26 protein-coding genes and 1 other RNA gene are annotated in these 21,081 nt (G+C 63.0%); 20 read left to right on the forward strand and 7 right to left on the reverse strand.

Annotated features, from left to right (window positions below):
• Nucleotide 1: 1 nt before the first annotated feature.
• From AAD018_RS04700 to AAD018_RS04710, 3 genes are all read right to left on the reverse strand, one after another.
• Nucleotides 2–889 carry a 5-bromo-4-chloroindolyl phosphate hydrolysis family protein gene (locus AAD018_RS04700; RefSeq protein WP_367313277.1) on the reverse strand — a complete coding sequence of 296 codons (888 nt, stop codon included), beginning with the start codon at nt 887–889 and terminating at the stop codon, nt 2–4.
• Nucleotides 889–1,083: a hypothetical protein gene (locus tag AAD018_RS04705; RefSeq protein ID WP_367313276.1), complete on the reverse strand. Its 195-nt coding sequence runs from the start codon at nt 1,081–1,083 to the stop codon at nt 889–891. The genes AAD018_RS04700 and AAD018_RS04705 overlap by 1 nt, the downstream gene beginning before the upstream one ends.
• An 80-nt stretch (nt 1,084–1,163) precedes the next feature.
• The gene (locus AAD018_RS04710) at nt 1,164–1,964 is read right to left on the reverse strand and encodes a pseudouridine synthase (RefSeq protein WP_367313275.1); all 801 of its coding nucleotides are present in this window, start codon (nt 1,962–1,964) and stop codon (nt 1,164–1,166) included.
• A 53-nt stretch (nt 1,965–2,017) separates the two neighbouring features.
• On the opposite strand from AAD018_RS04710, the gene AAD018_RS04715 reads away from it, so the two are divergent.
• From AAD018_RS04715 to AAD018_RS04760, 10 genes are all read left to right on the forward strand, one after another.
• Nucleotides 2,018–2,467 (forward strand): nucleoside deaminase, encoded by a 450-nt coding sequence (locus tag AAD018_RS04715; protein WP_367313274.1) that lies wholly within the window; start codon nt 2,018–2,020, stop codon nt 2,465–2,467.
• 57 nt (nt 2,468–2,524) lie between these two features.
• On the forward strand, nt 2,525–3,232 hold the full coding sequence (locus AAD018_RS04720) for a ceramidase domain-containing protein (protein ID WP_367313273.1): 708 nt from the start codon (nt 2,525–2,527) through the stop codon (nt 3,230–3,232).
• Between the two features lie 33 nt (nt 3,233–3,265).
• Complete coding sequence (gene gatC, locus AAD018_RS04725; RefSeq protein WP_367313272.1) at nt 3,266–3,553, forward strand: Asp-tRNA(Asn)/Glu-tRNA(Gln) amidotransferase subunit GatC; 288 nt, start codon at nt 3,266–3,268, stop codon at nt 3,551–3,553.
• The gene (gene gatA, locus AAD018_RS04730; protein WP_367313271.1) at nt 3,550–5,034 is read left to right on the forward strand and encodes an Asp-tRNA(Asn)/Glu-tRNA(Gln) amidotransferase subunit GatA; all 1,485 of its coding nucleotides are present in this window, start codon (nt 3,550–3,552) and stop codon (nt 5,032–5,034) included. Before gatC ends, gatA begins: the two co-directional genes overlap by 4 nt.
• Nucleotides 5,035–5,089: 55 nt before the next feature.
• Nucleotides 5,090–5,815 (forward strand): hypothetical protein, encoded by a 726-nt coding sequence (locus AAD018_RS04735; RefSeq protein WP_367313270.1) that lies wholly within the window; start codon nt 5,090–5,092, stop codon nt 5,813–5,815.
• Complete coding sequence (locus AAD018_RS04740; protein ID WP_367314203.1) at nt 5,812–6,486, forward strand: N-acetylmuramoyl-L-alanine amidase; 675 nt, start codon at nt 5,812–5,814, stop codon at nt 6,484–6,486. The genes AAD018_RS04735 and AAD018_RS04740 overlap by 4 nt, the downstream gene beginning before the upstream one ends.
• A gap of 26 nt (nt 6,487–6,512) precedes the next feature.
• Nucleotides 6,513–6,884, forward strand: an RNA gene (gene rnpB, locus AAD018_RS04745) — RNase P RNA component class A.
• A gap of 103 nt (nt 6,885–6,987) precedes the next feature.
• Nucleotides 6,988–7,404 carry a PAS domain-containing protein gene (locus tag AAD018_RS04750; protein WP_367313269.1) on the forward strand — a complete coding sequence of 139 codons (417 nt, stop codon included), beginning with the start codon at nt 6,988–6,990 and terminating at the stop codon, nt 7,402–7,404.
• Between the two features lie 104 nt (nt 7,405–7,508).
• Nucleotides 7,509–7,676 (forward strand): 50S ribosomal protein L33, encoded by a 168-nt coding sequence (gene rpmG, locus AAD018_RS04755; RefSeq protein ID WP_007799108.1) that lies wholly within the window; start codon nt 7,509–7,511, stop codon nt 7,674–7,676.
• Between the two features lie 76 nt (nt 7,677–7,752).
• Nucleotides 7,753–8,262, forward strand: coding sequence for a GNAT family N-acetyltransferase (locus tag AAD018_RS04760; protein ID WP_367313268.1), 510 nt, complete (start codon nt 7,753–7,755; stop codon nt 8,260–8,262).
• Nucleotides 8,263–8,314: 52 nt separating this feature from the next.
• On the opposite strand, the gene AAD018_RS04765 is transcribed toward AAD018_RS04760, so the two are convergent.
• Nucleotides 8,315–9,091: a Bax inhibitor-1/YccA family protein gene (locus tag AAD018_RS04765; RefSeq protein WP_367313267.1), complete on the reverse strand. Its 777-nt coding sequence runs from the start codon at nt 9,089–9,091 to the stop codon at nt 8,315–8,317.
• Between the two features lie 135 nt (nt 9,092–9,226).
• A complete protein-coding gene (locus tag AAD018_RS04770; RefSeq protein ID WP_367313266.1) occupies nt 9,227–9,439 on the reverse strand; it encodes a DUF1127 domain-containing protein in 213 nt (70 codons plus the stop codon).
• A gap of 120 nt (nt 9,440–9,559) precedes the next feature.
• On the opposite strand from AAD018_RS04770, the gene AAD018_RS04775 reads away from it, so the two are divergent.
• On the forward strand, nt 9,560–10,444 hold the full coding sequence (locus AAD018_RS04775) for a LysR family transcriptional regulator (RefSeq protein ID WP_367313265.1): 885 nt from the start codon (nt 9,560–9,562) through the stop codon (nt 10,442–10,444).
• Here the strand turns inward: AAD018_RS04775 and AAD018_RS04780 are convergent.
• Nucleotides 10,434–11,399, reverse strand: coding sequence for an NADPH:quinone oxidoreductase family protein (locus tag AAD018_RS04780; protein WP_367313264.1), 966 nt, complete (start codon nt 11,397–11,399; stop codon nt 10,434–10,436). The two genes, AAD018_RS04775 and AAD018_RS04780, sit on opposite strands and share 11 nt — an antisense overlap.
• 228 nt (nt 11,400–11,627) lie before the next feature.
• Here AAD018_RS04780 and AAD018_RS04785 point away from each other — a divergent pair, with 228 nt between their 5' ends.
• The 3 genes from AAD018_RS04785 (at nt 11,628) to AAD018_RS04795 (ending at nt 13,499) form a co-directional block, all read left to right on the forward strand.
• The gene (locus AAD018_RS04785) at nt 11,628–11,996 is read left to right on the forward strand and encodes a helix-turn-helix domain-containing protein (RefSeq protein ID WP_367313263.1); all 369 of its coding nucleotides are present in this window, start codon (nt 11,628–11,630) and stop codon (nt 11,994–11,996) included.
• 10 nt (nt 11,997–12,006) lie between these two features.
• Nucleotides 12,007–12,822: an inositol monophosphatase family protein gene (locus tag AAD018_RS04790; RefSeq protein WP_367313262.1), complete on the forward strand. Its 816-nt coding sequence runs from the start codon at nt 12,007–12,009 to the stop codon at nt 12,820–12,822.
• Nucleotides 12,823–13,001: 179 nt separating this feature from the next.
• Nucleotides 13,002–13,499, forward strand: a complete 498-nt coding sequence (locus AAD018_RS04795) for a CAP domain-containing protein (protein ID WP_367313261.1) — start codon at nt 13,002–13,004, stop codon at nt 13,497–13,499.
• Here the strand turns inward: AAD018_RS04795 and guaD are convergent.
• Nucleotides 13,474–14,781 carry a guanine deaminase gene (gene guaD / locus AAD018_RS04800; RefSeq protein ID WP_367313260.1) on the reverse strand — a complete coding sequence of 436 codons (1,308 nt, stop codon included), beginning with the start codon at nt 14,779–14,781 and terminating at the stop codon, nt 13,474–13,476. The genes AAD018_RS04795 and guaD overlap by 26 nt on opposite strands.
• Nucleotides 14,782–14,883: 102 nt before the next feature.
• Here guaD and mgtE point away from each other — a divergent pair, with 102 nt between their 5' ends.
• The 6 genes from mgtE (at nt 14,884) to AAD018_RS04830 (ending at nt 21,080) form a co-directional block, all read left to right on the forward strand.
• Nucleotides 14,884–16,263 (forward strand): magnesium transporter, encoded by a 1,380-nt coding sequence (gene mgtE / locus AAD018_RS04805; protein WP_367313259.1) that lies wholly within the window; start codon nt 14,884–14,886, stop codon nt 16,261–16,263.
• Nucleotides 16,260–16,802 carry a 5-formyltetrahydrofolate cyclo-ligase gene (locus AAD018_RS04810; protein ID WP_367313258.1) on the forward strand — a complete coding sequence of 181 codons (543 nt, stop codon included), beginning with the start codon at nt 16,260–16,262 and terminating at the stop codon, nt 16,800–16,802. The genes mgtE and AAD018_RS04810 overlap by 4 nt, the downstream gene beginning before the upstream one ends.
• Nucleotides 16,803–16,890: 88 nt before the next feature.
• Nucleotides 16,891–17,703, forward strand: coding sequence for a TIGR00282 family metallophosphoesterase (locus AAD018_RS04815; RefSeq protein ID WP_367313257.1), 813 nt, complete (start codon nt 16,891–16,893; stop codon nt 17,701–17,703).
• A gap of 143 nt (nt 17,704–17,846) precedes the next feature.
• Nucleotides 17,847–19,562, forward strand: a complete 1,716-nt coding sequence (locus AAD018_RS04820) for an SLC13 family permease (RefSeq protein ID WP_367314202.1) — start codon at nt 17,847–17,849, stop codon at nt 19,560–19,562.
• 75 nt (nt 19,563–19,637) lie between these two features.
• Complete coding sequence (locus AAD018_RS04825) at nt 19,638–20,378, forward strand: YebC/PmpR family DNA-binding transcriptional regulator (RefSeq protein WP_367313256.1); 741 nt, start codon at nt 19,638–19,640, stop codon at nt 20,376–20,378.
• Nucleotides 20,379–20,420: 42 nt separating this feature from the next.
• Entirely contained in the window at nt 20,421–21,080 is a 660-nt protein-coding gene (locus AAD018_RS04830; RefSeq protein ID WP_367313255.1) for a DUF998 domain-containing protein, read from the forward strand.
• The last annotated feature ends 1 nt before the right edge of the window (nt 21,081 follow it).

Here is a 21,081-nt window from a genome sequence, read left to right on the forward strand (position 1 = left end):
CTCAATTCTCCTGATTGCGGGCGAGCGCCCCTTCGCGCTGCAAGCGGTCGCGCAGCACCTTGATTTCGATATCCATATCGCTGCGATCATCAAGCAGCATCTTTTCGGTCCGCTGGGCGAAGTTGCCTTCGAGATCGTCAAGCAGCGTCTCGTAATCGGCGCGCGCCTCGGGGTCCTTGGTGCGTGCGTAAAGCTGGGCGAACTTGGCAGAGGCATCGCGCGCGCCGAGAAGGTAGACGCCGAGGAACTTGCGCGCGCCGGACAGATCGCGGGGATCTTCCTCGACCGTGCGGATCATCTTGCGGGCGGCGGCCTGAAAACGGGCGACGCGTTCGGTCAGGCGGCGGTCGCGCAAAGCTTCGATCGTGCCGCGCATCTGGTCAAGATGGGCCTCGGCCTCGTCTACGACCTTAGCGACGCGGTCCTGCTGGAAGGTGTCGACGCCTTCGATGCGCTTGTTGCGCAGGGGATCGAAGCCGAAAGCGGCGGTATGCAGGCCGCCAGCGGCGAGCCCGTAAAGGATCGATCCGACGATCCCGGCCTCCTTGCTATAGGCGGCCAGGGCGATGCCCAGACCCGTGAGCACGGAGGCGAAGATCTTGCGCGGGATGGCCGGGCGGCGGGCCACGGCGCGGGCGTTGTATTCCGCCTCGGCGCGCAGGCCATCGCGGACAAGCCAGGCGGCCAGCGTCAGGATCCCGCCTGCGGCGAGGCCTGTGGCAAGCGAGACGGGGCCGTCTGTCAGCGAGGTGAAAACGATGGCGACAGCGGGCAGGAACAGCAGATTGGTGCGCGCGCCCGCCGGATCGACGCCGCGGTCGAATTGCGGAGCTGTCTGGCCGGTCTCGTCGCTGCCGGGGGAGAATTTGCCGCCGTAGCGCCGCGCCATCAGAGCCCTCCGAGCAGCCCGGTGGTCAGGCCCATCATCAAGAGAAACAGTGCCAGATAGGCGATCTTGCGGAACTGGCTCGACATGGGGCCCCCTTGCGATGCGCCAACGACAGGGCGCAATGCCGACGCGATCATCGTGACTGTAGCTGCAATCAAACAGATCGCCAGTAGAAACAGGATAAGTCGTGCCATGGTGCCCCTTTCGCCTTTCTACTTAGGGGCATCTTTTGCGTTTTGCGAGTGCGGGTCAGGTTTTCCGGACCCGGTGCGGCTTAGCGGCGGCGGCGCTGCACTTTGGGTTTGCCGGGCGGCGGGGGCGGCGCGCCGAGGCCGAGCTGGTCACGGACGATGCGCTGGCGCACTTCCTCGACCTCGCCGGTCTTCAGCTTGCCCAGCTGGAAAGGGCCGTAGCTGATGCGGATCAGGCGGTTCACAGTGACGCCGAGCGCCTCCATCGTGCGGCGGATCTCGCGGTTTTTGCCTTCGCGCAGACCGATCGTGAGCCAGGCATTGGCGCCTTGCTGGCGGTCAAAGCTGGCCTGCATCGGTTGGTAGTCAGTGCCTTCTACGCTGATGCCTTTGCGTAGCTCTTCAAGTTTGGCTTCGCTCAGACTGCCTTTGATGCGGACGCGGTAGCGGCGGAGCCAGCCGGTGGCTGGGAGCTCCATCTTGCGTTTGAGCGCGCCGTCATTGGTCAAAAGGAGCAGGCCCTCGGAGTTGAGATCGAGGCGGCCGACGCTCATGACACGGGGCATCTCCTTGGGGAGGGCATCGAAGACCGTCTCGCGGCCTTGTTCGTCGCGTTCCGTCGTCACGAGGCCCGGAGGCTTGTTGTAAAGCCAGATGCGCGGCGCGTCGGGGGTCTTGAGCGGGGCGCCGTCGACGAGGATCTTGTCGGCATCCGTGACATTGAGCGCCGGGCTGTCGATGAGCTTGCCGTTCACGCGGATGCGGCCCGCCTCGATCATACGCTCGGCCTCGCGGCGCGAGGCGACGCCAGCGCGGCTGAGAACCTTGGCGATGCGGTCTCCGGGAGGGGGCGTGTCGGTCATGCGGTTGGGGTAGTCTGCCATCGCGCCTGCTGCAAGCGGTGGCGCTTTCAGCGGCGGGGCGGCATGAAGGAGCGATGAGCTTTCGAAGTGACATGCAGATTGCGCTGGACGAGGCGCGGGCCGCCGCCAAGCGGGGGGAGGTTCCGGTGGGGGCGGTGATTGCCGATCCGTCGGGGCAGATCGTGGCGCAGGCCGGGAATCGGACGCGGGAGCTGAACGATCCGACGGCTCATGCCGAGATATTGGTGCTGCGCGCGGCCTGCGCCGAAGCGGGGAGCGAACGGCTGCCGGGCTATGTGCTGACGGTGAGCCTTGAGCCCTGCGCGATGTGCGCGGCGGCCATCGCTGCGGCGCGGATTGGGCGGCTGATCTATGGGGCCGCCGATCCAAAATCGGGCGGCGTGGCGCATGGGGCGCGGATTTTCGAGCAATCGCAGAGCCATCACCGGCCCGAAGTGATCGACGGGATCGCGGCGGAGGAATCGGAAGCGCTGTTGAAGGGGTTCTTTACCTACAAGCGATAGGCAGGGCGGTGGGATTTGTCGCCTCTTTGCCATAGCGGGATGCGGCGGAATGGGCCGATGCATGTGCCGCTTGCGCTTGGCCGGGCGGCGGATAACGTGCCGCGCATGGAAGAATTGATGCGCCAGATCGACGGCTATTGCGAGCGGACGGACTTTACCTATTGGAGTGAGCCGATCAATGCCGTTACGAATGCCGCTTTCATTATCGCAGCGCTCTGGATGTGGCGCCGGACGGCAGGATTGGTCTGGGCGCGGGTTCTGTGTGTCATCCTGTTCGCAATCGGGATCGGAAGCTTTCTTTTTCACACCCATGCAACACTATGGGCGGCGCTGGCCGATACGATTCCGATCGGGATTTTCATCCTGGTCTACCTGTTCCTGGTTCATTGGCATGTGCTGAACCTGAAGCTGTGGCAGGCGGGGATCGCGGTTCTCCTGTTCTTTCCCTATGCGGCGGCGGTGGTCTGGGCCGCGAACCAGAACGGGTTCTTCGCGATTTCGAATTTCTACTGGACGGTGCCGATCCTGCTCTTTGTCTATGGTATCGGGCTATGGCGAAGGGATCTTGCAACAGCGCAGGGGTTCATTGTCGGCGGCGCGATCCTGACGCTGTCGATTACGCTTCGGTCCATCGACGAGCTGGCCTGCGATATGCTGCCGATGGGCACGCATTACTGGTGGCACCTGCTCAATGGGCTGATGCTGGGGATCATGATCGAGGTTTACCGCCGTCACAGGCTTGCGGCAGGCGAGGCGCGGGGGTAGATCGGGCGCCGCAGTCCCGCCGAAGGAGCGCCCATGTCCATCGATACCGAAACGGCCCGCCGTGTCGCCAAGCTCGCCCGGATCCGGGTCGAGGATGAGGATTTGCCTGCGCTGGCGGGTGAATTCTCGGCTATTCTCGAGTTCATCGAGCAGCTTGAGGAAGTGGATGTCGAGGGGGTCGAGCCGATGACGTCGGTGACGCCGCAGCGGCTCAAGCGGCGCGAGGATGTGGTGACGGATGGCGGTCAGCAGGCGGCGGTTCTAGCCAATGCGCCGGATGCGCGGGAAGGGTTCTTTGCGGTGCCGAAGGTGGTGGAATGAGCGATCTGACGGATCTGACGATTGCCGAGGCGCGCGGCAAGCTGCGCGCGGGCGAGCTGAGCGCGGGCGAGCTGACCGAGGCGTGCCTTGGCGCGGTTGAAGCGTCGGGCGAGCTGAATGCGTTCGTGCACAAAACGCCCGAGATCGCGCGCGAGCAGGCGGCGGCAGCCGATGCGCGGCTGAAGGCCGGGGACGCGCCAGATCTGTGCGGGATACCGCTCGGGATCAAGGATTTGTTCTGCACCAAGGGTGTCGCCAGTCAGGCGGGATCAGCCATCCTGGATGGGTTCAAGCCGGAATACGAAAGCACCGTGACGCGTCAGCTGTTCGAGGCGGGCGCGGTGATGCTGGGCAAGCTGAACATGGACGAGTTCGCCATGGGATCGTCTAACGAGACGTCGACCTATGGCAATGTGGTGAACCCCTGGCGCGCGGGCAATTCGGAGGCGGCGCTGACGCCGGGCGGATCGTCGGGTGGGTCGGCCTCTGCCGTGGCCGCACGGCTCTGTCTGGGGGCGACGGGCACCGATACGGGCGGGTCGATCCGGCAGCCGGCGGCGTTCGTGGGGATCACCGGGCTGAAGCCGACCTATGGGCGGTGCTCGCGCTGGGGGATCGTGGCCTTTGCCTCGAGCCTCGATCAGGCGGGGCCGATGACCAAGGATGTGCGCGATGCGGCGATCATGCTGGGCGCGATGGCGGGGCATGATCCGATGGATTCGACCTCGGCCGATCTGGCGGTGCCGGATTTCGAGGCAGCCCTGACCGGCGACATCCGGGGCAAGGTCGTGGGGATCCCCAAGGAATACCGGATGGAGGGGATGCCGCAGGAGATCGAGGATCTGTGGACGCGCGGCAAGGAGATGCTGCGCGATGCGGGCGCCGAGTTGCGCGATATCTCGCTGCCGCATACGAAATACGCGCTACCCGCCTATTATGTGATCGCGCCTGCCGAGGCGTCGTCGAACCTGGCGCGCTATGATGGAGTGCGGTTCGGACATCGGGCCAAGCTGTCCCAAGGCGACGGGATCACCGAGATGTACGAAAAGACCCGCGCCGAGGGCTTCGGCGACGAGGTCAAGCGGCGGGTCATGGTCGGGACCTATGTGCTGTCGGCGGGATTTTACGACGCCTACTACAACCGCGCGCGCAAGGTGCGCACGCTGATCAAGCGCGATTTCGAGCAGGCGTTCGACAGCGGGATCGACACGATCCTGACGCCCGCGACACCGTCGGCGGCCTTCGAGCTGGGGCAGACCTTCGACGATCCGGTGCAGATGTACCTCAACGATGTCTTTACGGTCACAGTCAATCTGGCGGGTCTGCCGGGGATCGCTGTGCCTGCGGGTCTTGATTCCAAAGGACTTCCCCTTGGGCTGCAGCTGATCGGGCGTCCATGGGAGGAGGGCGATCTGCTGAACACGGCTTATTGTCTTGAGCGATCCGCCGGTTTTGTGGAAAAGCCGTCACGCTGGTGGTAATCTCGATCAAATTGCCATGCGCGGCAGGTTGAACGGAAGCGGAGCAGGCGCGGTTATGAAACAGATATTTGCGGTCAGTCTGGTGGCGTTGGTCCTTGCCGGATGCACGACGACCCCGGCGACCCGGTCCACGGGTGTGGGGTTCAACGACTATCAGGATTACGAAAGCCAGCGGCTGGCCCGCGAGGCGGAATTGCGCGGGCAGCGCGTGCGCGGGCCCCAAGTGGTTCTGCCGCAGCCGGTGCCGGGATCGCCTGCCTCGGGCAATGCGATCCCGTCGAGCGATCTGGCGGCTGCGGGCATCGGTGTCTCTGGCGGGGCCGACCGGGATGCGCTGGGCGCAGGCCGGGGCCGGTCGACGGTGCAGGGCGATGTGGCCATCGCCTCGAGCGGGATTTCGGATGAGCAGGATTTCGGCGCGGTCTCCAACCGCGAGACGATCGAGAGCGATGCGGACCGGCTTGCGCGGCAGGCCGCGGCTTACCGAGTGATCCAGCCAACCGCTGTGCCGGAGCGGCGCGGGTCGGGCGGGCCGAATATCGTGGAATTCGCGGTCAGCACGAGCCATGCAAAGGGGCAGGCGGTCTATTCGCGCTCGGCCCTTTCGGGCGAGCGTAAACAGCAGCGGGCCTGCGCGGAGTACCTGTCGGCCGATCAGGCGCAGCGCGCGTTTCTCGCCGCTGGCGGTCCGGAGCGGGACCGGCTTGGCGTGGATCCCGATGGGGATGGCTTTGCCTGCGCCTGGGATCCGGCGCCCTATCGGCGGGCTGTCTCGAACTGAGCCTGTCTCCTAATTTCGGGCCGCGCCGGGATGGGGCGGCCATCTCTCTCGTCGTTTTGCATTTCACCGGGATGGAGAGCCATGCGGCGGCGCGCGCCCGGCTTTGCGATCCCGACGCCGAGGTGTCGGCGCATTACCTGATCTCGGAAACCGGTCTGTGTGAGGCTTTGGTGGCCGAGGATCAGCGGGCCTGGCATGCGGGCCAGGGCCGCTGGGGCGATGTGTCGGACGTGAACTCCGCCTCGATCGGGATCGAGCTGACCAATGACGGCGCCCAGCCGTTCGCAGAGCCGCAGATGGCGGCGCTGACGGGGCTGCTTGGCGAAGTGCTGACGCGCTACGATCTGGGGCCGGAAGCGGTGATCGGGCATTCGGATATGGCGCCGCATCGGAAGTTTGATCCCGGTCCGCGCTTTGACTGGCGCAGGCTTGCGCGGGAGGGCGTGTCTGTCTGGCCGGATATGCAGGACGCTGATCCGTCCGCCTTCGGGGAGGCGGCGGCCCGGTTCGGCTATCCGGTCGATCTGGTGAGCAATGAGGATCTGCTGGATGCGGTTCGGCTAAGGTTCCGGCCGTGGGCGGCGGGACCTCTGGACGAGTTTGACAGCGGGCTCGTCGCGGATCTGGCGGAGAGATATCCTTGCCCTGGTGCTTCGGCATTGACGGGCTGAGCCCTTGGCATTAGCTGCGGCAACGCGCGGATGGCCGGATGATCGCGGGCGGGTGACCGTTCGAGGAAAGTCCGGACTCCATGAGGCAACGGTGCCGGGTAACGCCCGGCCGGGGCAACCCGAGGGACAGCGCCACAGAAAACAGACCGCCCGGATCCATTCGGGCAAGGGTGAAACGGTGGGGTAAGAGCCCACCGCGGGACGGGCAACCGGACCGGCACGGCAAGCCCCACCGGGAGCAATGCCAAATAGGGACCTCGCGCCTTCGGGCAGGGACGCTTCAGCCCGAGAGGTCCGGGTTGGCAGCTAGAGGGCGTTCGGCAACGGGCGCCCGAGATGAATGATCATCCAGCGGAGCGATCCGTGGACAGAATCCGGCTTACAGGCCATCCGCGTCAAATTAAACCAGAACAGCATCTGGCATTGCCTTTCCGGGCATTACCGGCTTCCCTTAAGGTAGAATCGCGGGTCGGGGGACGGCCTGCGTTCGGGGACATTGCTATGACCAAACAATCGATGAAGGACATCGGACCCGATGCCCATGCCGTTGAGGTTATCGGATCAGCCGCGCCTGCATTCACGCTGGCCTTTCTGCGGGCCTGCCCGGATGCCGTGGCCATTCTCAATTCGAAGGGCCGGGTCGGGTTTCTCAATCAGACCGGTCGCACTCTTATGGATCTCGATACATCGGAGACGGTGACGGGACGCAGGTGGTGGGATCTCTGGCCAGAGGATGAACGGGCGGGGTTGCAGGCGGCCTTTGACCGTGCGCTGTCCGGGCAGCTTGTGAAGCTGGGCGCGGCGCGCACCTCCTCGGGCGGAGAGAGGCGGAGATGGGATCTGACCCTGTCGCCGATCATCAATCTGGACGGGCAGACGGAATCGGTCCTGCTGGTGGCGCGCGCGCCGGGCGTTTAGGCGGGCTTTGCGGTTGACAGCAAGGGCCCCATCGCTAAAACGCGGGCTTCACGAGATGATACGCCCCCGCGCAGTCATGCGAGGGGCGAGAAGAGCGAGAAATCATGGCGAAACCGACGACGATCAAGATCCGTCTGAATTCGACCGCGGGCACCGGCCACTTTTACGTGACCAAGAAGAACGCGCGGACGATGACGGAAAAGATGACGGTCCGGAAATACGATCCGGTCGTGCGCAAGCATGTCGAGTACAAGGAGGGCAAGATCAAGTAAGATCTGCCTTTTTCGGTATGACATGGGCCGCGCGGGATCTACCCGGCGCGGCCTTTTGCGTTTTGGGGGACAGATGATGGCGCAGACTTTGACGGTCCGACCTGCACGAGGCGACGATCTGGGTGCTCTGGATCAGATGATGGCGCGGAGTTTTCCGGCTTTGCTGAGGAAGGATTATCCGCCGTCGATCATGGTGACCGCTGTCCCTTTAATCTCAAAAGCTCAGCCGGGTCTTTTGCGGTCCGGCACTTATTTTGTCGCCGAGGACGAGGATCGCACCCTAATCGGCGCGGGCGGGTGGAGCCTGACCGATCCGCATGACGGGGATCGACGTCGGCAGACCGGGCATATCCGGCATTTCGCCGTTGATCATCGCTTGGCCCGCCGCGGCATCGGACGCGCTTTGATGGCCCATGTGATGCGGCAGGCTTCTGCCTTGGGCGTCCGGCGTCTGGTTGCGATGAGCACCCGCAGTGCCGTCGCGTTCTACAGCGCTCAGGGCTTCACCGCGATCGAGGATGTGGACGTGCCTCTTCGGCCGGGGATCCGATTTCCAGCGGTTCGGATGGTTCGGGGCCTGACGTGAAAAGGGCCGGTCAGTGACCGGCCCTTCGAGTAGATGGCTGTGCTCTGCTGCGTTATTCGCGATTGCCGAAAAGCTGCAGCAGGAACATGAACATGTTGATGAAGTCGAGATAGAGGTTCAGCGCGCCCATGATAGCGGCCTTGCCGAGCCATTCCTGATCACCAGCGAACGCGTGCTGGAGATAGGTATTCTTGATGTTCTGCGTATCATAGGCGGTCAGACCGGCGAAGATCAGCACGCCTAGGATCGAGATCGCGAACATGATTGCAGGCGACTGCAGGAAGATGTTGACGATCATTGCCACGATGAGGCCGATCACACCCATGATCAGGAACGATCCCCAGCCGGAGATGTCCTTCTTCGTAGTGTAGCCCCAAAGCGAGAGACCCGCGAAGGCGATCGACGTGATCAAGAAGACCTGCACAATCGAGAACGACGTGTAGACCAGAAAGATCGAGCTGATCGACAGACCCATAACAGCGGCGAAGGCGTAGAACACAAGCTGCGCTGTGGCAGCCGACATCCGATTAATCATCGCACTAAAGCCGAAAACGAAAATCAGCGGCGCGAACATGATCAGCCAGCGCAATGGCGAGGCATAGATCGCGTAGCCAAGATCTGTCAGCAGCGTTCCGTTGGGAAGCGCGGCAGCCGCAGCGGATTGATCGGTCGTTGTCGCAAGGCCGGAGATCGACCAAGCGGCAAGGGCCGTGATGACCATGCCCACGGACATCGTGCCGTAGACCTTGTTCATATGAGCGCGAAGCCCTGCGTCAATCTCTTCCGAGCGGATCCCGGCCGTTGACCGGGCCTTCACATACTCTTCCATCGGTTTTTCTTCCTCCAAACTGAATGGACCCCGCAACGGGCGTTACGGAACTTACACAGAAAGATTGGATGGATCGACCCGGAATTCAAGGTCTTCTAGAACTGAAAGGAACTTAAATTCCGGGCATTTTGACGCTTAGCGGACGTTGGGCAGATCCCAGAACGGGCGGTTGGCCTCTTTGAGAGCTTCAGCGCGGGTGACGCCGAGGTCAGCAAGAGCTGCCGCATCGAGGTTTGACAAGGCAATCCTCTGAGACCGGACGCGGAGCATTTGCGCGATCAAGGAGATAAAAGACGTCCTGCGCGGGACGGCTGTGCGGGTGGCGGTGGGATAATGAGCGGCGAACATAGCGCTTCCTTTCCAAAGCGTGATCCAAATCAGGTGTCATATCGGATTGCTTGATATCTAGATGCAGATGCGGCATGTTGAAAATGAATGTTTGATCGATGATGCATCAGGAATTGTGATATGCCTCGAAATCTCGATATCACGGCTTTGCGCTCGTTCGTTGCGGTCGCCGATACAGGCGGGGTTACAAAGGCCGCGGGGTTCCTCAATCTGACGCAGTCGGCGGTGTCGATGCAGCTCAAGCGGCTCGAGGAATCGCTTGGGATCTCGCTGATTGACCGGAGCGCGCGCAGTGTGGCGCTGACGGCGGAGGGCGAGCAGCTTCTGAGCTACGCGCGCCGTATGATCGATCTGAACGATGAGGCTTGGGGGCGGCTGACGGCCAACGAATTCGAGGGGGAAATCGTTCTGGGCGTGCCGCATGACATCATCTATCCGTATATCCCACCGATCCTGCGCCGCTTCGCCTCGGAGTTTCCGCGGATGCGAATGCGGCTTGTCTCGGCACCGACAACGCGGCTACGCGAGATGTTCGGGCGGGGGGAATGCGATGCGATCCTGACGACCGAGGAGCAGCCCGGACCGGGAGGCGAGGCGCTGGTACAGCTGCCGCTGGTCTGGATCGGGGCAATGAACGGCACCGCCTGGAAGCAGCGCCCGCTGCCGGTCGCGTTTTGCAGGAACTGCATCTTCCGGGCCGGTGTTCTGCGCCGGATGGACGAGGCGCAGTTCGATTGGGAGATGATCGTGGAATCGGACATGGACAATGCGGTCGAGGCGGTGGTCAGCGCCGATCTGGCGGTCCATGCGGCCATCAAGGGCGTCTATCCACGACAGACCGCTCCTATCCATCACGACGGCGCTTTGCCCGATCCGGGGCGGACGCAAATCGTGCTTTATATGCAGCGCTCCAATGCGACGGTATCGAGTGCGCTTCGCGACATGATCCGGACGACCTATCGGTCCGAAGCCACCCGCGAAGAGGCTGTGCCGCTTACGGCTTGACCGTGACCACCACTTTTCCGGTGGCTTTGCGGGTGCGCAAAAGATCAAGCGCCTCGTTGGCCTTTTCAAGCGGGAGGTGATGGCTGACATGCGGCTTGATCCTGCCTTTGGCGTACCAGCCCATGATCTCGTCCAGGCTGGATTTGAGCGCGTCCTGGTTAAAGGCCATGTAGCCTCCCCAATAGAAGCCGATCAGGGTGATATTCTTCACCAGAAGGACGTTCGCGCGAGGTTTCGGGACCTCCCCGCTGGCAAAGCCGATCAGGATGTAGCGCGCCTCGGGTTTGCAAGCGCTAAGCGCAGCGGTGAAAAGATCGCCTCCCACCGGATCATAGACGACATCCGCGCCGCCAAGGGCCTTGACCGCTGCTTTGACATCATCAATGTCGCTGTCGATCAGATGATCCGCGCCAGCCTGCCGCGCGATCTCAAGCTTTCCCGCGCCCCGGGCGACGGCAATGACCGTGGCACCGATCGCCTTGCCCAGCTCGACCGCCGTTAGGCCGACGCCGCCGGCGGCCCCCAGGACAAGGAGCGTCTCTCCGGCTTGAAGCTGCGCGCGCCGGGTCAAGGCAAGATGGCTGGTTCCGTAGGCGACGATCAGTCCGGCGGCGATGTCCGAGGGAATGTCGTCGGGGAGTGGAATGCACAGGTCCGCGGGAAAAACACCATATTCGGCCAGACCGCCCGAGCCGCCGAAGACAGCGACCCGTGTTCCCAATGCAGGGGCGCTGACGCCTTCGCCATGCGCGGCGATGCGACCTGCGACCTCCATCCCGAGGGCGAAAGGCAGAGTGGGTGTGTCCTGATAGGTGCCGTTCGCCATCAGCAGATCGGCAAAATTGAGCGCGCAGGCCTCGATCTCGATCAGAACCTCACCTTTGGCTGGATCGGGCCGGTTTACGTCAGTGTAGCGGGGAGGATCCTCGAAGGAGGAAACGAGGAAGGCGCGCATAGCATGTCCTATTTGAACTGCAGCTTCGATATCCTGTCCCGGGACAGAGCGAAAGCGATCTAGGCTGGCGGAGCCAAGACAATTGACCTAAGTTGCGCGCCGTGGGGGGCTTTCGCCTTCGTTCGGCATTTTGTCGCCGTATCGAATAAGCCCTAGGGCCGGAATTTGATGGGACGCCTTGGGGCGACGTTCCTGCCGGCTGATAAACGATTGTATTGGAGAACGTAGATGAAGCACCCAGTTGATGTGCATGTTGGGAAACGGATAAGGCACCGTAGGTGGACGGCCGGAATGACCCAGCAGCAACTGGCAGAGCGGGTTGGAATCAAATTCCAGCAGATCCAGAAATACGAGACCGGGGCCAATCGTGTCAGCGCCTCTCGACTTTGGGATATCGCTCAGTCGCTGGATGTCGATGTGTCGTTCTTCTTCGATGGTCTTGCATCCTCTGCTGCGAGTGAGGAGACGGGCGAGGCGCCAACCGACATTCTGGTCGACAAGGAAGCGCTTGAGCTGGTTCGATCCTATTACGCAATCCCGGAAAACCAGAGGCGACAGTTGTTTGAGCTGGCGCGGGTGTTGGGCCGGGCAGCCTGACGTTCTCTTGATGACAGAACGCAATCGTCTGGATGCGCGCGGTGATGCAGCAGAGCTGGTGGCGGTGGCTCATGCGTTGGCCGATGCGGCCCGCGTCCAGACGTTGCGCCACTTTCGGGCCGATGGATTGGCGGCAGACAACAAGGATGTCACGGGCTTTGATCCGGTCACCATCGCTGACCGGGCGGCAGAGGATGCGATGCGAGCGGTCCTGCGCGAGCGGCGGCCCGAAGACGGTGTTCTGGGAGAGGAGCGCGGCGCAGAGGCTGGATCGAGCGGGCTGACCTGGGTTCTTGATCCGATCGACGGCACGCGGGCCTATCTGGCGGGCACGCCGACATGGGGCGTGCTGATTGCTGTGTCGAATGAGACCGGACCGATCTACGGGATCATCGATCAGCCCTATATCGGCGAGCGGTTCGAAGGGGGATCAGGCCAAGCAAAGATGACCGGGCCACATGGCGCCAGGTCGCTTGCTGTACGGGCTGCGCGACCGTTGGGCGAGGCGATCCTGTTCACGACCTTTCCGGAGGTCGGCACGCCTCAAGAGCGCGCGGCATTCGAGCGGGTGGCGGCCAAGGTCCAGCTGACGCGGTACGGGATGGATTGCTACGCCTATGCGCTGTTGGCGGCGGGTCAGATCGATCTGGTGATCGAGGCGGGGCTGAACGCCTACGATATACAGGCGCCTATCGCTGTGATCGAGGCGGCAGGCGGTGTCGTCTCGTCCTGGGACGGCGGAGATGCGGCCGGCGGAGGGAGGGTGATTGCCGCCTCCTGCCCCGAGATGCTGGATGCGGCCCGCGATCTGGTCGCGGGCGGCTGAGACGCTAAGAGGCGGGGGACCGCTGCCGTTTTCCGCCGGATCGGCGGAAACATGATCGCAATCGGGGGCATTCTAGATAAGGTTGTATCGCTCGCCGCATTTTTGCTCGTCTTTCGCCACGACGATGATGAAGTCTCCCCGCTTTGCTGCGTCGAACCTTGAAATTCAGGACGGCGTCAATGATCCGTATTTTCTGCATCCTAAGCCTGATGGCTGCCATATCCTGCACCCCGGTCGAGACTGTGGGACGCGGTGCTTCCGGGACAGAGATCACGGTCTTGGACCGGATCCCGGCGGCCTCTCCCGGATCGGCGTCGTTTGCGGCGCGGTTCCAATCCTTCCGGTCGGCGCGCGGACTACCTGCCGTGCGGGCGGACAGCCGTTTAACCGCGGCGGCGCGGCGCCATGCGGCCGACATGGCGCGCAACGGGTTCTTCGCACATCGCGGATCGGACGGCACGAAGCCCAGCGACCGTGTCAAGAGAGCCGGATTCAGCCCTTGCTATACGGCGGAAAATCTCGGGAAGGGATCGTTCTCCGAAGCGCAGATCTTCAGCGCTTGGGAGAGATCGCCGGGCCATCGCCGTTTGATGCAGAACCGCCGCGTAACCCGTTACGGCCTTGCGCAGAATTCCGGAAACTGGGTTCTGGTCATGGCGCAGCCGCAGCCCTGCTGACCCGCTCTCCGGCGACCCACACATCGCGGATTGCACGGTCGTCGCCCATCATGATCGTCGGAAAGAGCGCTTCCCAAATGGTGTCGGCGCGGCTCATGCGCTGGGCGATGGCGGGCTTGGAGGCAAGATCGAGAATCGTGAGGTCCGCCTCGTAGCCGGGGGCGAGCGTTCCGATCCGGTCCTGAAGATGCAGCGCCCGGGCACCTCCCTCGGTGGCCAGCCAGAGAAGCTGAGCTGGATGAAGCGCGGTGCCGCGAAGCTGCGCGATCTCGTAGGTCGCCGCCATCACGCGCAGCATCGAAAAGGAGGAGCCGCCGCCGGTATCGGTCGCGAGGCCGATGGGAACGCCGCGCGACGACAGACCCGCCAGATCGAAGAGCCCTGATCCAATGAAGGTGTTCGAGGTGGGACAATGTGCGATGGCCGCGCCGGTTTCAGTGAGCCGGTCGATTTCCCGAGGCTCCAGATGAATGGCGTGGCCGTAGATTCCGCGTGCGCCCAGAAGGCCGGTCGTCTCGTAGGTGTCGAGATAGTCGCGCGCATTGGGGAAAAGCTCTTTGACCCATGCGATTTCGTCGGTCTGCTCGCTCAGATGGGTCTGCATCAGGCAGTCCGGATAGGCGGACCAGAGCGCACCGAGCGCCTCGAGTTGTTCGCGGGTCGAGGTGGGCGAAAAGCGCGGCGTGATTGCATATTGGGCACGGCCCTTGCCGTGCCAGCGCTCGATCAGGGCAAGGCTGTCGTCATGGGCCGATTGCGGCGTATCGCACAAGCCGGGCGGTGCATTGCGATCCATGCAGGTCTTGCCCGCGACGATCCGCATGTTGCGGTTGGCCGCTTCGGTGAAAAGGGCGTCGACGCTTTGCGGATGGATCGTGCAGTAGCTGGCCAGCGTCGTGGTGCCGTTCTGAAGCGCGAGATCGAGCGTGAGCGCGGCAACGTCGTGCGCGTAAGCCGGATCGCCAAATTTCATTTCCTCAGGGAACGTGTAGGTGTTCAGCCAGTCGATCAGCCGTTTGCCCCAGCTCGCGATGATCCGCGTTTGAGGGTAGTGCATGTGCGTGTCGACAAAGCCGGGACTGATCAGCGCATCGCCGTAATCGACGATCGCAGCCTCGGGGTGAGCGTTACGAAGCGTCTGAGCCGTATCGACCGCGGAGATAGTCCCGTCTTCGATCAGGACCGCGCCATGGGGCTCGTGCCGGGCGGCCAATTCTGGCGCGGCGGCACTTGGTTGACCGTCGAATGTGATGATCTGACCGAGAAGGAGGTGACTGGACATGACGGCACCCTAGGTCGGAGTGAAGGCGGGGTAAATCACATGCCGCTTGCCGGGCGGGCGGGCCTGCCTATGGTGCGCCGGACGGCTTGAAGGAGACCTTCGATGACGGATGAGACAATCGAGATCGAGGGCGACGCCGACGGCTATGCGCTTGAGGCCAAGAAGGTTCAGAAGATCCTGACGGCCGTCGAAACGGGCGACGAGCGGCAGTTGGCCTCTTTGCTCGAGCCGCTGCACCCTGCCGATGTCGCCGACCTTCTGGAGCAGATCGAAGACAGGCCCCGCGCCGACCTTCTGGATCTGTGGAAAAGCGGGTTCGACGGGGAGGTTCTGTCCGAGCTTGAGGAAAACCTGCGCGAGGAGGTGATCGACCAGCTGACGCCCGACGCGCTCGCCTCGGCGGTGCGGGACCTGGAAAGCGACGATGTCGTCGATCTGGTCGAGGATCTGGGCGACGAACAGCAGGAAGCGGTTCTCGATGCGCTTGGGGCGATGGACCGGCAGGCGGTCGAGACCGCGCTGGCCTGGCCGGAAGAAAGCGCCGGACGCCTGATGCAGGCCGAGACGGTGCGCGCGCCCGAGCATTGGACGGTGGGCGAGACGATCGACTATCTGCGCGGCGAGGAGGATCTGCCCGATCAGTTCTACCACGTGATCCTGATCGATCCGCGCATGAAACCTGTGGGTTATGTCACGCTGGGCCGTCTGTTGGGATCGCGGCGGGAGGTTCCGCTTCGCGACCTGATAGAGGACAGCTTTCGGATCATTCCAGCCATGCAGGACGAAGGCGAGGTGGCCTACGCCTTCAATCAGTATCACCTGATTTCCGCGCCGGTCGTGGATGAGGACGGCCGCCTTGTCGGCGTTATCACCATCGATGACGCGATGGCGGTCCTGGATGAAGAGCATGAGGAGGACATTCTGCGTCTGGCCGGTGTCGGCGAAGGGTCGCTGACGGACCGGGTGATAAACACGACGCGTCAAAGGTTGCCTTGGCTGGCGGTGAACCTTGTCACCGCAATCCTTGCGAGCCTTGTGATCGCGCAGTTCGAGATAGCGCTCCAGCAGATCGTGGCTTTGGCGGTGTTGATGCCGATCGTGGCCTCGATGGGCGGCAATGCGGGCACGCAGTCGCTGACGGTCGCGGTGCGCTCGATCGCGACGAAGGACCTGACGGGATCGAATGTCTGGCGGGTGATCCGGCGGGAGGTCGCGGTGGGTCTGATCAACGGCGTCATCTTTGCTATCGTCATGGGAATTGTCGGGGTCATCTGGTTCGGCTCGCCGATGCTGGGGATCGTGATCGCGCTTGCCATGGTGATCAACATGGTGGCCGCAGGACTGGCGGGGACGGTGATCCCGGTGATCCTTGAAAAGCTGAAGGTTGATCCGGCTTTGGCCTCGGGCGCGTTCGTGACGACGGTGACGGATGTCGTCGGTTTCTTCGCCTTTCTGGGTCTGGCCGTGGTGCTGCTGCTGTGACGAAGGAAGACGCGCGGCGAGCGGCATTTGTGCGCAGAAAGGCGGCGCATGAGGCGGCTCCGGTCGGCGCGGCGGGCCGGTTGTCCGAAATTCTTGCGGGTCATCGCGGGGTGCCCGTCTCGGGCTACCTGCCGATCCGGACCGAGATCGATCCGGTGTCCGCCATGGCGGAAGCGGCGGCCTGGGGGCCAGTCGGCGTGCCGGTGATCGAAGAGGAGGCGCAGCCACTTCGATTTCGGGAATGGTCGCCGGACGCGGTTCTGGTGCCCGGTCCCTTCGGGGTGCCCGTGCCCGATGAGGGGGATTGGATGACGCCCGAGATCCTGATCATTCCGCTTCTCGCCTTTGACCGGGCGGGCGCACGGCTAGGCTATGGCGGCGGGTATTACGACCGGACGCTGGCGGCTTTGCGCGCGGACGGAGCCTGTCTGGCGGTCGGCTTTGCCTATGCCGCACAAGAGGTGAAGATGGTGCCGACCGAACCGACGGATGCGCCGCTCGACATGATCGTGACGGAGCGCGAGGTGATCGTCCCATGAGCGCGGCTTTGCCGTACGATATCGCCTTGGTGCCGGTCGCGTCGATCTGGCGCTTGTTTTCGGGATCGCCGCCGCCTAGGCCCACCCAATGAGATTGCTTTTTCTTGGTGACGTGATCGGCCGGTCCGGACGGTCGGCCATCACCGGTCGGCTTGCAGATCTGCGTGAACGGCTGCGGGCCGATTTCGTCGTGGTGAATGCCGAAAATGCCACCGGCGGGATGGGGCTGAGCGCCGATCATGCCAAGCTGCTGCTGGAGGCGGGGGCGGATTGCCTGACGCTGGGCGATCATGCTTTTGATCAGAAGGACATGCTGAGCTATATCGAAAGCGAGCCGCGGATCCTGCGACCGCTCAATTTCTCCAAGGTCGCGCCCGGTCGCGGTGCGCGTCTGTTTGATGCAAAGGGCGGGCGCAAAGTGCTCGTCGCGCAGGTCCTTGGTCAGGTCTTCATGAAGCGCGCCTTTGACGATCCTTTCTCGGCTGTCGATGCGGTGTTGCGCACCCATCCTTTGGGCGGGCAGGCGCAGGCGATCCTGCTGGATATCCACTGCGAAGCGACCTCGGAAAAGATGGCGATGGGCCATTTCTGTGACGGCAAGGCGAGCATGGTCGTTGGCACGCATACGCATGTGCCGACGGCGGATGCGATGATCCTGCCGGGCGGGACGGCCTATCAGACGGATGCTGGCATGTGCGGCGACTATCGATCGGTGATTGGGATGGAGCCGGCAGAGCCTTTGCGGAGGTTCGTCACCGGTATGAGCAAAGGGCGTTTCACGCCCGCCAACGGGGAAGCGACGCTGTCGGGGCTGCTGGCCGTCACTGACGACCGGACGGGCAAGGCGATCGAGGTTCACATGATCCGCGATGGCGGAGAATTGTCACCGGCGTCGGTCTGATGCGGATCTGCGCTGGACCTTGGCCCGACCGCGCGCGATTGTGGCGCGATTTTTCGATGAATGGCTGGTGACCGACTGTGCTTGATCTTATTGGCCTGCCCCCGGCCGCCGAGCCTTATATCGCGCTTGGCGTTGTCGTCCTGATGTTTCTGCTCTTCCTGCGGGAGGTCTTTCCGGCGGAGGTGACCGCATTGAGCGGTGTGTCGCTGCTGCTGGTCTTCGGTATCCTGCCTTATGAAGACGCGTTGTCGATGCTGTCCAACCCTGCGCCCTGGACGATTGCAGCGATGTTCGTCGTCATGGGAGCGCTGGTGCGCACCGGATCGCTCGATGCGTTGACGAAGCTGGCGGACCGGCAGGTCAAGACACGGCCCAAACTGGCATTGGGCGGATTGCAGGCCTTTGTCGTGTCGTCCTCGGCCATCGTGTCGAATACGCCCGTAGTTGTCGTGATGATCCCGATTTTCGTGCAGATCGCGCGTACCTTGGGCCGGTCGGCCTCCAAGCTGCTGATCCCGCTGTCTTACGCGGCGATCATGGGCGGCACGCTCACCTTGATCGGTACATCGACGAACCTGCTGGTTGACGGGGTTGCGCGTTCAAATGGGCTGGAGGCGTTCACCATCTTCGAGGTGACACCGCTGGGTCTGATCGTCGTCGCCTGGGGGATGCTCTATCTTCGGTTCGTTGCGCCGTTTTTGCTGCCCGATCGGGACAGCATGGCGAACCTTTTATCGGACCGATCGAAGATGCGGTTTTTCACCGAGGCAGTGATCCCGCCGGACAGCAATCTGATCGGGCGCGAGGTCACGGGCGTGCAGCTTTTCAAGCGGGACGGGGTCCGTCTTGTCGACGTGGTTCGAGGCGACGCCTCTTTGCGGCGCAACCTCGAAGGGGTCGAGCTGGCTGTGGGCGACCGTGTGGTTCTCCGAACGGCGATGACAGAGCTTCTGAGCCTGCAGAACGACAAGTCATTGCGGCGGGTCGATCAGGTGTCGGCGGTCGAAACCTCGACCGTGGAGGTTCTGATCACACCTGGTTGCAAGATGGTCGGGCGTAAGCTGGGCGATCTGCGTCTGAGGCGGCGATACGGTGTCTACACGCTAGCGGTCCATCGCCGGAACCAGAATATCGGGCTGCAGCTGGACGAGCTGACGGTCCGGGTGGGCGATACGCTTTTGCTGGAAGGGGCGCCCGAGGACATTCAGAGGCTGGCCGCGGATATGGATCTGGTAGATGTCTCGCATCCGTCCGCCAAGGCCTTCCGCCGCACGCATGCGCCTTTGGCCATCGTGGCGATCCTTGGCATTGTGGCTTTGGCTGCTCTAGGCGTGGCGCCCATTCTGCTGCTGAGCATCGTGGCGGTGACCTTCGTTCTGGTGACGCGCTGCATCGATGCCGACGAGGCGTTCTCTTTCATCGATGGGCGGCTTCTGGTCCTGATCTTTGCAATGCTGGGCGTTGGGGCCGCCTTACAGGCCTCCGGCGCGGTCGAACTGGTCGTGACCGCGGTTGCGCCGCTTCTGACAGGGTTGCCGCCGTTTTTTGTGATCTGGGCCATCTACCTGCTGACAAGCGTGCTGACCGAACTTGTATCGAACAACGCTGTGGCCGTCGTTGTCACGCCCATCGCTATCGGGCTGGCGACCGCGCTTGGATACGATCCACGTGCGCTGGTCGTGGCCGTGATGATGGCGGCTTCCGCAAGTTTCGCGACCCCGATCGGGTATCAGACGAACATGCTGGTTTATGGCCCGGGAGGCTATAAGTTCACCGATTTCCTGAAGGTCGGCGTGCCGCTGAACCTAAGCGTGGGTATCCTGGCTTCGGCTGCAATCCCATTCATCTGGCCGCTTTAGACGCCTCGCGGGATTGCCCTCGGGCGGCGCGCTGGCCTATAGACGGCCCGCATCCGACATGACGAGGACCAATCGATGGCAGGCCACTCCAAATGGGCGAATATCCAGCACCGGAAAGGACGGCAGGACGCCGCCCGCTCCAAGCTGTTCTCCAAGCTCGCCAAGGAAATAACGGTGGCTGCCAAGATGGGCGATCCGGACCCGGACAAGAACCCGCGCCTGCGCCTTGCGGTAAAGGAAGCCAAGAGCCAGTCGGTTCCAAAGGACGTCATCGACCGGGCGATCAAGAAATCGCAAGGCGGCGATGCCGAGAATTACGACGAGATCCGATATGAGGGGTACGGGCCCGGCGGAGTGGCTGTCATCGTCGAGGCGATGACCGACAACCGCAACCGAACGGCGTCGACCGTGCGCTCCACCTTTTCGAAGAACGGCGGCAATCTGGGCGAGACAGGATCGGTCGGGTTCATGTTCGAGCGCAAGGGGCAGGTGGTTTATTCCGCCGATGTCGGTGATGCCGACACGGTCATGATGGCCGCCATCGAGGCGGGGGCCGAGGATGTCGACAGCTCCGAGGACGGGCATGTGATCCTCTGCGCCGATACGGACCTGAACGATGTCTCGACGGCCCTCGAGGCCGAGCTGGGAGAGAGCGAAAGCACCAAGCTGGTCTGGCAGCCGACAACAACCACGGAGCTTGATCTCGAAGGTATGGAAAAGCTGATGAAGCTGGTCGATGCGCTTGAGGATGACGACGATATTCAATCGGTTACGACGAATTTCGAAGCCAGTGACGAGGTGATGGCGCAGCTTTAGGCTGCGCCGGAACCTTTGCGTGCTGCCGCCTGTTCTCGCGGCATGACCCCGCACCAGCCGCAAACTCATGAAGATCGCCCAGCCCTGCTGATAGGTCTCGGCCTCGCCGGTCTTCTCGGATCACTGGCCCTGGTTGCGGGAACCCTTCTCGGGCCGTTCTTCGTCCCGAATTACGACTGGGTCGCGGATACGATCAGCGACATGGCCGCGGGGGAGGGCGAGATCGTGATGGACGTCGCGCTTTACCTGTATGCAGCGAGCCTGATCGCTTTGTCTCTTGGCGCGGCGCATCTGCATCTGGGCCAGTTCGGATGGAGCGGCGGGCTTTTCATCCTCGTGATATTGGCGCTGGTGGTCACCTTGGTTGGAGTTCGCAACGAATATGGCGATGGCGACAACGAGGGCATCGTTATCCATATTTATCTCGTCTACGCGATGGGGGCACTTTACGCCGTTGGTCCATGGCTGATGGCCGATGGGGCCGGACGGATCTCAACCCTCTATTTTTGGATATTCCGGATCGCAGCTATCGCATGGGCTGTTGCCGCGCCGATCTTCTTTGTGCTGCCGACGACATATGATGGCCTTTGGGAGCGGATCCTTGGACTGATCACCCTCGGCTGGACCATCCCCCTGGCCTGGCTTCTGTTTCAACAAGGGCGCGCCAGAGCCAAGAGCGGCGGGTTGCGTCGCCCCGCGTGAC

The organism is Aestuariibius insulae (assembly GCF_040783535.2).
Lineage (GTDB): Bacteria > Pseudomonadota > Alphaproteobacteria > Rhodobacterales > Rhodobacteraceae > Aestuariibius > Aestuariibius insulae.